This window comes from Caulobacter sp. GW456-12-1-14-TSB4, from assembly GCF_059424195.1.
This window is the reverse complement of the sequence record NZ_JBWKZF010000057.1, coordinates 1-11,029: the sequence shown is the minus strand read 5'-3', so window position 1 is coordinate 11,029 and position 11,029 is coordinate 1. Positions and strand designations below refer to the sequence as shown.

Sequence of the window (11,029 nt, the reverse complement as noted above, 5' to 3'; positions counted from 1 at the left end):
CCCTCAGTCGGCTTCGCCGACAGCTCCCCCAGAGGGGGAGCAGATTACGTGAGTTCGCGGCAGTGGCCGCAGAACGCCGCGACGTCCGCCTCGTCGTGATAGACGGACAGCCCGATCCGCAGCACGTCGTCGCGAACATCCACCACCACGCCCTTTTCAGCCAGCGCATGCTTCCACGCGCTGGCTTCTTCGTGCTTCAGCGCCAGAAACCGCGCCTGCGGGCCATCGCCCGGCGGGTTCATCACCATGGCGTCCTTCAGCGGCCCGGCTTCACCGGCCGCGATCTTCTCCAGCAACACCCGCTGCAGACCGCCGACATGCGCAGCGATGGCCGCCGTGCTTAGACCCTCGGCCTCCAGCATCGTCCCCGCCGCCACGAAGCGGTAAAGCCCCGAGGGATCAAACGTCGCGCCCATGAAGCGGCTGGCGTCGCGGACATAGCCGACGCCGCCGGGCGGGCCTTCCAGGTCGCCGAACTCGGCGTACCAGCCGGTCAGCACCGGGCGCGGGCCGAACCCCGCCGGCGCGTGCAGGAAAGCCGCGCCCTCCCCGGCCATGGCGTATTTGTAGCCGCCGGCGAGGTAGAAGATCCGGTCGGCGACGGCGGCCAGGTCGGTCGGGACGGCGCGGAAGCCGTGATAGCCATCGACCACCACCCACGGACCGTCGGGGCGCGCCAGCTCGGCCAGGTCCCAGACGCGGTCGAAGACGACGCCGGTCTTGAAGAACACGTGGCTGACGAAGATCAGGTCGTAGGTCCCCGTCCGGGCGGCGGACAGGAACCGCTCGGCGAAGTCGGGGCGGTCGGTCTCGACCAGGGTCAGCTCGACCTCGCCGGCCTCGACCCAGCGCTGGGCCTGGCGGCGGAACGAGTGGAACTCGCCGTCGGTGGACAGGATACGGACGGGACGGCGCTCGATCGCCGACTTCAGCACCGCCAGCAGGGTGTGGGTGTTGGGCGCGAAGACCACGCTGTCGGGGCTGGGCAGGTTCAGCTCGCGAGCGACCAGGCCTTGCGCGGCCGGATAGACCACGCCCAGCGCCTTGTCCCACTTGTGGTCGGCCAGGACGACGGCGTCCTCCCAGGCCTCGACCTGGCCGGCCAGGGTGGCGTCGGGCCAGAGGTGGTGGCTGTGGGCGGCCATGTGCAGGCGGCCGGGGACGCTGAGCGCCTTCGAGAACAGGTCCTTGCGGGCGGTCATCAGAGCTTCGTCCGCAGCGACCACAGTTCCGGGAAGGCCCGCCGGCGCAGGGTCGAGGCCAGGTAACCCACCCCATCGGTGCCGCCCGTGCCCGGCCGGCCGCCGATGATCCGCTCGACCGTCAGCACGTGCTTGTGGCGCCAGGTGACCAGGGCGTCGTCGAGGTCCACGAGCTTCTCGGCCAGCTGGTACAGCTCCCAATAGGCTTTCGGGTCGCGATAGACCTCCAGCCAGGCGGCCTCGACGGCCTCGGACGGGGCGTAGGTCTGGCTGAAGTCGCGATGCAGGGCGCTGTCGGGCACTTGGAGCCCATGACGCGGCAGCTGGGCGATGGCCACGTCGTACAGGCTGGGCGCATCCAGCGCCGCCTGCAGCTGGCCGAGCGCCGACGAGCCCTCCTCGTGGAACTTCAGGAAGCTCTGGTCCTTCAGGCCCAGCAGATATTCCAGAGTCCGGAACTGGTGCGACTGGAAGCCCGAGGACGAGCCCAGATCGCCCCGGAAACTCAGGTAATCGGCCGGCGTCATGGTCGCCAGCACGTCCCACGACAGGGTCATCACCGTCTGGATCCGCGACACCCGCGCCAGGGCCTTGTAGGCCGGCTCGACGTCGCCCGAGGCGATCAGCCGCTTGGCCAGCTCGACCTCGTGGATGATCTCCTTGAGCCACAGCTCCTTGGTCTGGTGGATGACGATGAACAGCAGTTCGTCGTGCCGGTCGCTCTGCGGCTTCTGGGCCTCGAGCAGCTCGTCCAGCGCCAGATAGCGCGCGTAGGTCATGTCTTTCGCCATGGGGAACGGTATGCCGCTTTTCGGGGCGTAGCGGCAACTCTCTGCTTGTCATCCCGGCCGCAGCGAAGCGGAGAGCCGGGACCCAGGGGCCAATGCAGTGCGGTTGCCCCTGGGTCCCGGACAGCCTCTGCGAGGCTTCCGGGATGACAAGCTTGGGGAGCGGCGTCATGGAAGGGGTGTGAGGATCGACCCGGCGCCCTTACAATAGCGCCACCCCACAACGCGCATCCCCTGGAGCCCTGGCGTTTGAAAGCCTCGACTTGATCTCGCAATACGGATGGTCCGAAGCGCTGGCGCAGGCGTTCAAGCCGCACGCCCGCGCCGGCTATGTTCCCGGGCGCGTCATCGTCCAGCAGCGCAACGGCTATCTGGTGATGACCGACCAGGGCGAGTTGCGCGCCAAGCCGTCGGGCCGCCTGCGCCACGAAGCGCGCGAGATCGGCCACCCCGCCGTCGGCGACTGGGTGGCGATGTCGGTCAACAGCGCCCAGCGCACCGCCACCATCCACGCCCTGCTGCCGCGCCGCACCGCCTTCATCCGCCGGGCCGCCGACAGCCTGCAGACGCCGCAGGTGATCGCGGCCAATGTCGACCTGGCCTTCATCGTCACCTCGATGAACGGCGACCTCAATGCGCGCCGGATCGAACGCTACCTGGCCGCCGCCTGGCAGAGCGGGGCGCGGCCGGTGGTGGTGCTGACCAAGGCCGACCTGGTCGCCGAGACGGAAACCCAGACCGCCGAGATCGAGGCCCTGGCCGCCGGCTGTCCGGTGGTCAGCATCTCGGCGCGGCAAGGCGTGGGGCTCGACGCCCTGCTGGCCCATCTGGCGCCGGGCGAGACCTGCGTGCTGATCGGCTCGTCCGGGGTCGGCAAGTCCACCCTGGTCAATGTCCTGCTGGGCGAACAGCGGATGGCCACGGCCGAGGTCCGCGAAGGCGACGACAAGGGCCGCCACACCACCAGCCACCGCGAGCTCGTCCTGCTGCCCGGCGGCGGGCTGATCGTCGACACCCCCGGGGTGCGCGAGATCGGCCTCGTCGACGCCGACGAGGGCGTCAGCGTGGTGTTCGACGACATCGAGCAGCTGGCCCAGACCTGCAAGTTCGGCGACTGCACCCATGCCAACGAACCGGGCTGCGCCGTGCGTGGGGCGATCGAGGACGGGACCCTGGATCCCGACCGCTGGGCCCACTTCCAGAAGCTGGGCCTGGAACTGGCGGCCATGGAGGAGAAGACCGAGCGCCTCGCCCGCGACGCCGAACGCCGGCGCCTGGGCGGGCTGCAGAAGGTCTATCGCGCCACCAAGAAGGACGTGCGCGGCGGCGCCGATCGCTGAGCCCGACGGCTCGAAACACGCGGTTCTCTCAGAATTTGGCCCCTTCGCCCGGCCGAACGGGTTAGGTGTGGGTATCGATACTTCCAGAGAGGCCCTCCCCATGCCCGCTTTCACCATCGTCACGACCAGTGCGACCCAAGGCAGCGATGCGGCGGAGGTCAGCTCGCTGGCCGACGAGTTCAACGACGCCAGCGAAGCCCTGGGCTATTCGCGCCGCATGGCCGACGAGATGCTCAGCATGGCCAGCCAGCTGGCGCTGGACTTCGACTACAGCCACGTCGGGATCTACGAAGGCGACCTGATCGACGAGGAAGTTGATCCCAGCCACGCCGCCTTCCTGGGCGCCTGGGTGCTGGACGAGGAAGGCATCGCGTTCCTGGTGGCGGAAGAGTTCCGGGAGGGTTCGGAAACCGAAGCCGACGCCTAGTCGACCTTCCCAAGCCCCTCTCTCTTAGAGAGAGGGAGGGGCCCACCGCCAAAGGCGGTGGGAGGGTGAGTGGTTACGGTCTCGCCGGCAAACCCCACGATCGTCATCCCACGCTTTATGCGCGGGACGTATCATTCAGCTTCCACATGAGAGCCTAGGTCCGCACTTCACCCGCGACGGACAAATGGGTCCCGCGAACACGTCGCGGGGTGACGGTTTAGCTTGGGCTCCAAACGGCCGCCCTCGTAACCACTCACCCTCCCACCGCTTCGCGGCGGGCCCCTCCCTCTCTCTAAGAGAGAGGGATTCAAAGGCGCTTTCCCCTCCCCCTCCGCGCGCAACTTGGCTAAACCCTCCCTCATGGTTCAGTCGTCCGCGTCCGCCGTAACCGTCGCCGCTCCCGCCCCGCGCTCGCGCGTCGGCAAGCGCCTGTCGATCGTCGCCCCCTGCTATAACGAGCAGGAGGTGCTGGACCTGTTCTTCGCGCGCATCGACGCCGAGCTGGCCCGGATCGGGGTCGAGTACGAGATCGTCGCCGTCAACGACGGCAGCCGCGACCACACCCTGGCGGTGCTGCTCAAGCACCATCAGCGTGACCCGCGCATCAAGGTCATCAACCTGGCCCGCAACTTCGGCAAGGAGGTCGCGCTGTCGGCCGGCCTTGACGCCGTCACGGGCGACATGGTGGTGCCGATCGACTGCGACCTGCAGGACCCGCCCGAGCTGATCGAACGGTTCATCGAGGCCTGGGAGGCCGGGGCCGACGTGGCTTATGGGGTGCGGGTCGATCGCAGCAGCGACACCTTCGTCAAGCGCCTGACGGCCCAGGGCTTCTACAAGGCCTTCAACCGGATGTCGGATGTCGACCTGCCCTATAACGCCGGCGACTACCGGCTGATGGACCGCCGGGTGGTGGACGTCCTGCGCCAGCTGCCCGAGCGCAACCGCTTCATGAAGGGCCTGTTCGCCTGGGTCGGCTTCAAGCAGACGGCCATCCCCTATGCCCGCCCCGAGCGCGCGGCCGGGACCAGCTCGTTCCGCTACTGGAAGCTCTGGAACTTCGCTCTCGACGGCATCACCTCGTTCAGCACCGCGCCGATCCGGGTGTGGAGCTATGTCGGCCTGATCGCCGGCGTGCTGGCGACCCTGGCGGCGGTGTTCCTGGTCGCCCGCACCCTGCTGGAGGGCAACACCGTCCCCGGCTATCCGTCGCTAATGGTGGTGATCCTGATCGGCTTCGCCATCCAGATGCTGGCCATCGGCTCGCTGGGCGAGTACGTCGCGCGCATCTATCAGGAAGTGAAGGCCCGGCCGCTGTACGTGATCATGGATCGCTACGGGTTCGAGCAAGGCTCATCGACGTGAGCACCTTCCTGACCCCGGCCCGGCGCGAGTTCCTGGTCTCGGCCCTGCGCTATGGCGTGGCCGGCGTGGCCAACACCCTGGTCGGCCTGACCATCATCCTGGCGCTGGACGTCGGCCTGCATCTCGACCCGCACATCGCCAACGCCGTCGGCTACGCGGTCGGGATCTGCGTCAGCTTCACGCTGAGCAAGCTGTTCGTGTTCAAGGCCCGCCAGACCGCGCGCTCGGCCCCGCTGCGCTATGGCGTGGCGGTCGCGGTCGCCTTCGCCCTGAACCAGGGCGTGCTGACCCTGGCCCACATGATGCTGCCGCACGGGACGCTGTTCGACATGGCCGCCCAGGGCGCGGCCGTGGCCAGCTATACCGCCGTGCTCTTCCTGCTGAGCCATTTCTGGGTCTTCGCCCACCAACCGACGCCTACTGACCGGGACCCCGCATGGACCGCCTGATCTACGACCGCATCCGCGAGCTGGAGACCGACCACTGGTGGTTCGTCGGCCGCCGCAAGATCCTGCGCGGGCTGCTCAAGCGCCTGGCCCCGCCGGCCGGCGCCCGCATCCTGGAGGTCGGCTGCGGCGCGGGCGGCAACGTCCCGCTGCTGCGCGAGTTCGGCGATGTGAAGGCCCTGGAGCCGGACGACGAGTCGCGCGCCTACGCCTCGGACCGCCTGGGCCTGTCGATCGACACCGGCCTGCTGCCGGACGGCCTGCCCTACCAGCCCGAGACCTTCGACCTGGTCTGCGCCTTCGACGTCGTCGAGCACGTCGATGACGATGCCGGCTCGGTGAAGGCCCTGGCCAGCCTGATCAAGCCGGGCGGCGCGATGCTGACCACGGTGCCGGCCTATCAGTGGATGTGGAGCCACCACGACGTGCTCCACCACCACAAGCGCCGCTACCTGCTGCCGGCCTATCGCAAGCTGTTCGAGGACGCCGGCCTGAAGGTCGAGACCGCGACCTATTTCAACACCCTGCTCTTCCCGCTGGCCGCCGTGCAGCGCACGGCCAAGAAGCTGCTGAAGGACGACAGCGCCGACGACACCATGCCGCCGAGCTGGCTGAACAAGACCCTGGCGGGGGTGTTCTCGCTGGAGGCGCCGCTGGCGGTGGGTGGCGGGCTGCCGTTCGGCCTGTCGATCGCGGTGATCGCGCGGAAGGTTTAGTTGAATCCCTCTCTCATAGAGAGAGGGAGGGGCCCGCCGCCAAAGGCGGTGGGAGGGTGAGAGGTTTCACCCTCGCCGGAAAATCCTGATTCCTTCCGTTGAGCGATCGCGTCGGCTGAGCTCATGCTCTGGCCATGGACGCCATCGCCAACGCCCGCCGTCTTCGCCGAGACCAAACCCTGGCCGAGAAGACGCTGTGGAATCTCGTCCGCAATCGACGGCTCGGCGGCTTCAGATTCCTGCGACAACATCCGATCGACCGCTACTACGCGGACTTCGTCTGCGAGGCCGCGAAGCTGATCGTGGAGCTGGATGGCGCCTCGCACGAGGGCCGCGAAGACTATGACGCGCGCCGCACCGAGGTGTTGGAACTGTTTGGGTACGTCGTTCTGAGGTTCCGTAACGAGCAGATGCTGAACGATCCTGGCGGGGTGGCGGACGAGCTCCTCGCGGCGCTTCGTTCTGTGAGGGTGTAACCTCTCACCCTCCCACCGCCTGCGGCGGCGGGCCCCTCCCTCTCTCTATGAGAGAGGGATTCCATTTTCCCCCTACCGCAGATCCGGCGTCGGGATGATCCGCACCGCTTCCAGCCCCACGCCCAGCTTGCGGGCGTCGTCCTTGGCCAGGCCCAGTTCCTGCGGGCTCTTGGCGTCCGGGATGTCGAAGGTCACGACCAGCTTGTCGCCCTTCAGCGCTTCGGGCGGCAGAGTCAGCAGGTAGTCGTGGCGCAGGGACGTCGTCAGGCCGAACCTGTAGGTCTCCGACACGCCCGCCGCCGACACCGTGGCGGTGCGGAACGGCGACACCGTCGGCAGGAAGCCGAAGGCGGCGACTTGCAGCGAGGCGTGGGCCAGGGTGCGCTGGGCCGGCGAGATCGGGATCTCGACCGTGGCGTGTTTCTCGTCCGACCAGACGCCGGCGGCCTCCGGACCCGACCAGCCCTCGCCCAGATACGGCACGCCCGTGCCGCCGGCCTTGAACAGCAGCGACGGCGGCTCGACGCACGAGCCGACCACCACCACCACCAGGCCCACCGGCTTGCCCGAACGGCAGCCCGGCTTGTCATAGGCGTCGCCCGGCAGGGTGACGATGTAGTCCACGTCGCCCGGACGGTCCGGACGGCCGTCGGCCATCAGGCTCAGCACATTGCCGCCATGCGGCGACTTCAGCATGGCGATGGTGGCCATGTAGGTGGTGATCGGCTTCATGTCCGAAGCCGAGAACATCACCTTCTCGCCGGACAGGCCGCGCGTCAGGCGCACCTCGCGCACGTCGTGCAGGATAGCGTCCAGCCGGTGGACGTCGGCCACGCTGGGCCGCAGGAACAGGCACAGCATCACCACCAGCTGGGCGGCCAGGGCCGGGGCCAGGCCCAGCGGCGCCTGCCAGGCGGGGCGCTCCTCGGCGGGCTTGATGCGCACGCCCAGCACGGTCAGGAACCACAGCGGGGTGACGAAGGCCAGCATCGAGAAGACGCCGAAGCTGTGCTTGAGCACGGCGTATTCCGAGCCGTCGCCCCGCAGCACCAGCATGGCGTACTGGGCCAGCATGGCCAGGGCCGCGGCCGCGCCCAGCGAGGCCAGCAGCACGGTGGCGGCGGTGGGCCCCGCGTCCTCCTCGACCGCGCCGGGATCGCGGCGCAGTTCGACCAGCAGCACCCAGGCCGACAGCAGGGCCAGGACGATGGCGGCGGCGGCCAGGCCGGTCATCGGCATGGGCGAGGCCAGGTTCAGGCTGCCGTTGTTGGCCGCCATCCAGCGCATGCGCCAGAAATAGGGGCTGCCGACCACGCCGCCGACGATGGCGAAGAGGCCGACCAGACCGACCCAGTCGAAGCGGCGGGCGTGGATCAGGTCGCGCAGCCAGGCCAGGGCCAGCATGGCCATCAGCGCCCCGGCCAGCTTCAGGGTCGGCACCAGGTGGAAGCAACCGCAGAACAGCACGGCCGCCGTCGCATAGACCACGTAGATCGGGCGCGAGCGGGGCAGGATCGCCGCGCCGCCGGCCAGACACAGCATGGCCACGGCCTCGCCGACGATCTGCGGGAAGAAGAAGTTGTTGACCAGCTCGGCCCCGAACGCCCCGCGCACGGCGAAGATGTTGACGACCATGAAGCCCAGCGCCGTCAGCAGATAGGTCAGCGACACCCGCCGCGCCTGATCGAACAGCACCACCCAGACCACCGCCGCCGACAGCACCCCGGCCATCAGCAGGGCGTTCACCTCGGACCAGCCCAGGGTGGCGAACAGGCCCGCGAAGCGGTGGCTCAGCTTGGGATAGATGAACATCTCGGCCATGAACTCATGGCCCTGCTGCGGGATCAGGAAGGCGTGGCGCACGACCTCCATGACCTGCAGGTGATAGGAGCTGTCCACCGACAGCGACAGCAGGCGGTTGGCCGACAACAGGCCAGCCAGCAACAGGCACCAGAACGCCGCCCCGACGCCCCATAGCCACTTGGTGTTCACGCTGCCCATCTTCCCCTACTTCCCCAGATTCCCACGTCTCAGGTCCGAGCGTCCCCACGCTCGGATACTCACGGTATAGCTAGCTTTGCGGCTTCCCGGCCAGGTCGCCGGCCTTCACCGGCGTCAGGCCCTTGATCCCGTTCAGGTCCCGCCCGCAGGCCACGCCGGGCCCGAAGCGGTAGCAGTCGGTGCGCCGTGCGATCGGATCCAGGAAGCCGCCCGCCTTCTGGCCGTTGGCCATGACGATGGTGATCGTGCGATCGCCGGGCGCGGCGTCGACGAAGGTCTCCGGATACGTGACGATGCAGGGCGGATCGCTGCTGCGCGCGGTCGGATAGGTGTTGGCCGAACCGCCGTTGCGGACGATGGCGTGGAACAGCTGCCGCATGACGACCAGGTCTTTGTAGTTGGGCGTGCAGTAGTAGGTCGGCGCGAAGGTCCAGTGACGGTTCGCCGTCTGCGGGCTGGCGGTCAGGTCGATCGGATAGGCCAGCGGGTCGGCCCAGCCGAAGATCTGCCGCACGCCGTGGCGCAGCAGGCTGGTGTCCACCGCCTGGACGGCGAGGGTCGCAGCCAGCACGGCCAGGGCCGTTCGGCGCGGCAGGCGGCTGGCCCAGCTGATGGCCAGCGCCAGCAGCAGATAGCCGACCGCCCAGAAGAACCGGCCGTGGGCGCGGAAACCGCCGACCACCTCGGCCAGCCCGCCCTTGGGACGCGGCAGCTCGTAGACATGGACCTTGAAGGCGTAGGCCGACCAGCCCACCGCCCACAGCGTCAGGGCGATCATGGCCAGGGTCATCGGCGTCCAGCGCGCCCACCAGCCCGGGACGACGCCGCGCGCGCGGACGGTCTCGACCAGCTTGAAGCCGACCATGGCCAGGATCAGCAGCAGGAAGCCGCCGCCCAGATACTGGTAGCCCTCGAACGACTGCGCGCCGTTGGCGTCGACCACGCCCGTGTACCACGAGCCGGTCCACAGCTGGCCGGCCAGCTTCGAGGCCTGCGGCCAGACCGGCGCGACCAGGTTCATGGAGTAGACGCCCAGGGCCGTGGCCCCGCCGGTCAGGCCCCGGCCGTCCTGGTAGTCGAGGATCCAGGTCGCCACCGCCAGGGCGGCGATGGACATGGCCGCGGCGCCGATCACGCGCAGCCAGCCGCCCGCGCGACGCTGCAGCAGCTCGGCCAGCAGGGCCGCGCCGAAGGCGGCCCCGACCGGCGGCAGGTGATAGGCGTGGACCCCGACGATCAGGGCGAACAGGCCGGCGAAACAGGCCGCGCGCGTCCAGGTCAGGCCCTCGCGGATCGAGCGCACCGACAGGGTCAGGCCGACAAGGATGATCCAGTGCCCCGCCAGGGCGATGTGGCCGAACTGCCGGGCCAGCCAGGCCGGGAACATCAGCGACAGCAACCCGCCCAGCAGCAGCATCCAGCGGTCGGTGACGCCCAGGGCCCGCAGCAGGGCCATCATGCTCCAGACCTGCAGCGGATAGGACAGCCACAGGAACAGGCCGATCGGGTTGAACAGGTGCGACAGGCCCGTGGCCTTCAAGACGATGGCCAGCCAGGGGATGCTGTCGGTGAAGACGATCGAGATCGGCTTGTCGCCCAGCCCGCTCACCGCCGTCAGCGGCCAATGCCAGGGCTGGCGGATGAAGGCCTCGTACGAGGCGGTCATCACCGCCATGTCGCCCTTGGGCCGGCCCCAGAACTCGGCATGGGCCGAGGCGATGTCGAAGCCGAACATGAAGCCGCACAGCAGGACGGGGATCAGCGTCGCCGCCAGGGCGAACAGAATCTGGCTGCGGTTGGCCCTGACGTCGGCCCAAGACGGAATCATGCGGTCCCCCGAGTACTGGCGGACTGCTTAGCATCGATGCTCCGCCGGGCGCATCCCCGCAGGCCATCCAAGGTTGCGCGGCGCTCGCGGCGACCCAAATCTCGACCATGACCGAACTCCAGGCCACGCTCGTCCTGATCGCCCTCGCGGTGCTGCTGATCCCGGTCGGGGTCTGGATCATCCGCGTGACCAAGCGCTCGAAACGCGCCTTCGCCCCGCTGGTCGGGATGCTGATGATGCTGGGCGCGTTCTACCCGCCCGATCCGCCGCCCCCACCGCCCGCCGAGACCGTCGTCCGCGACGAGAACGACGAGCCGAAGGACGGCGAGGACTGAGGTCGCCACTGCGCTTCGAAGTTCCAAAATCTTGTCATCCCGGAAAGCCCGCAGGGCTTGTCCGGGACCCAGGGGCCAAGCCCCGTACGGTTGCCCCTGGGTCCC

General features: G+C 68.8%; 11 protein-coding genes and 1 pseudogene. 8 read left to right on the top strand and 4 right to left on the bottom strand.

What is annotated here, in order from left to right:
- Positions 1 to 44: 44 nt before the first annotated feature.
- Positions 45 to 1,226 (bottom strand): aminotransferase class V-fold PLP-dependent enzyme, encoded by a 1,182-nt coding sequence (locus AC07YH_RS26180; protein ID WP_494749820.1) that lies wholly within the window; start codon positions 1,224 to 1,226, stop codon positions 45 to 47.
- Positions 1,202 to 1,993, bottom strand: a complete 792-nt coding sequence (locus tag AC07YH_RS26175; RefSeq protein WP_494749819.1) for a tryptophan 2,3-dioxygenase — start codon at positions 1,991 to 1,993, stop codon at positions 1,202 to 1,204. Before AC07YH_RS26175 ends, AC07YH_RS26180 begins: the two co-directional genes overlap by 25 nt.
- Before the next feature lie 40 nt (positions 1,994 to 2,033).
- On the opposite strand from AC07YH_RS26175, the pseudogene AC07YH_RS26170 reads away from it, so the two are divergent.
- The 7 genes and pseudogenes from AC07YH_RS26170 to AC07YH_RS26140 form a co-directional block, all read left to right on the top strand.
- Positions 2,034 to 2,141, top strand: a pseudogene (locus AC07YH_RS26170) (hypothetical protein); the annotation flags it as partial.
- A 112-nt stretch (positions 2,142 to 2,253) separates the two neighbouring features.
- Positions 2,254 to 3,330 (top strand): ribosome small subunit-dependent GTPase A, encoded by a 1,077-nt coding sequence (gene rsgA, locus AC07YH_RS26165; protein WP_494749818.1) that lies wholly within the window; start codon positions 2,254 to 2,256, stop codon positions 3,328 to 3,330.
- 100 nt (positions 3,331 to 3,430) lie between these two features.
- Complete coding sequence (locus tag AC07YH_RS26160; protein ID WP_494749817.1) at positions 3,431 to 3,757, top strand: hypothetical protein; 327 nt, start codon at positions 3,431 to 3,433, stop codon at positions 3,755 to 3,757.
- Positions 3,758 to 4,117: 360 nt separating this feature from the next.
- Positions 4,118 to 5,122: a glycosyltransferase family 2 protein gene (locus tag AC07YH_RS26155; RefSeq protein ID WP_494749816.1), complete on the top strand. Its 1,005-nt coding sequence runs from the start codon at positions 4,118 to 4,120 to the stop codon at positions 5,120 to 5,122.
- Positions 5,113 to 5,571, top strand: a complete 459-nt coding sequence (locus tag AC07YH_RS26150; protein ID WP_494749821.1) for a GtrA family protein — start codon at positions 5,113 to 5,115, stop codon at positions 5,569 to 5,571. The genes AC07YH_RS26155 and AC07YH_RS26150 overlap by 10 nt, the downstream gene beginning before the upstream one ends.
- A complete protein-coding gene (locus AC07YH_RS26145) occupies positions 5,559 to 6,284 on the top strand; it encodes a class I SAM-dependent methyltransferase (RefSeq protein WP_494749815.1) in 726 nt (241 codons plus the stop codon). The genes AC07YH_RS26150 and AC07YH_RS26145 overlap by 13 nt, the downstream gene beginning before the upstream one ends.
- 134 nt (positions 6,285 to 6,418) lie before the next feature.
- Positions 6,419 to 6,760 (top strand): endonuclease domain-containing protein, encoded by a 342-nt coding sequence (locus AC07YH_RS26140; RefSeq protein WP_494749814.1) that lies wholly within the window; start codon positions 6,419 to 6,421, stop codon positions 6,758 to 6,760.
- Positions 6,761 to 6,832: 72 nt separating this feature from the next.
- On the opposite strand, the gene AC07YH_RS26135 is transcribed toward AC07YH_RS26140, so the two are convergent.
- On the bottom strand, positions 6,833 to 8,761 hold the full coding sequence (locus AC07YH_RS26135; RefSeq protein ID WP_494749813.1) for a hypothetical protein: 1,929 nt from the start codon (positions 8,759 to 8,761) through the stop codon (positions 6,833 to 6,835).
- 70 nt (positions 8,762 to 8,831) lie between these two features.
- Positions 8,832 to 10,589, bottom strand: coding sequence for a DUF6311 domain-containing protein (locus AC07YH_RS26130; RefSeq protein ID WP_494749812.1), 1,758 nt, complete (start codon positions 10,587 to 10,589; stop codon positions 8,832 to 8,834).
- 107 nt (positions 10,590 to 10,696) lie between these two features.
- Here AC07YH_RS26130 and AC07YH_RS26125 point away from each other — a divergent pair, with 107 nt between their 5' ends.
- The gene (locus AC07YH_RS26125; RefSeq protein WP_494749811.1) at positions 10,697 to 10,924 is read left to right on the top strand and encodes a hypothetical protein; all 228 of its coding nucleotides are present in this window, start codon (positions 10,697 to 10,699) and stop codon (positions 10,922 to 10,924) included.
- Positions 10,925 to 11,029 lie beyond the last annotated feature (105 nt).

Coding starts and splice junctions, on each gene's coding strand:
- AC07YH_RS26175 (WP_494749819.1), bottom strand. CDS start 1,993: ATGGCGAAAGACATGACCTACGCGCGCTATCTGGCGCTGGACGAGCTG.
- AC07YH_RS26160 (WP_494749817.1), top strand. CDS start 3,431: ATGCCCGCTTTCACCATCGTCACGACCAGTGCGACCCAAGGCAGCGAT.
- AC07YH_RS26155 (WP_494749816.1), top strand. CDS start 4,118: ATGGTTCAGTCGTCCGCGTCCGCCGTAACCGTCGCCGCTCCCGCCCCG.
- AC07YH_RS26145 (WP_494749815.1), top strand. CDS start 5,559: ATGGACCGCCTGATCTACGACCGCATCCGCGAGCTGGAGACCGACCAC.
- AC07YH_RS26140 (WP_494749814.1), top strand. CDS start 6,419: ATGGACGCCATCGCCAACGCCCGCCGTCTTCGCCGAGACCAAACCCTG.
- AC07YH_RS26135 (WP_494749813.1), bottom strand. CDS start 8,761: ATGGGCAGCGTGAACACCAAGTGGCTATGGGGCGTCGGGGCGGCGTTC.
- AC07YH_RS26130 (WP_494749812.1), bottom strand. CDS start 10,589: ATGATTCCGTCTTGGGCCGACGTCAGGGCCAACCGCAGCCAGATTCTG.
- AC07YH_RS26125 (WP_494749811.1), top strand. CDS start 10,697: ATGACCGAACTCCAGGCCACGCTCGTCCTGATCGCCCTCGCGGTGCTG.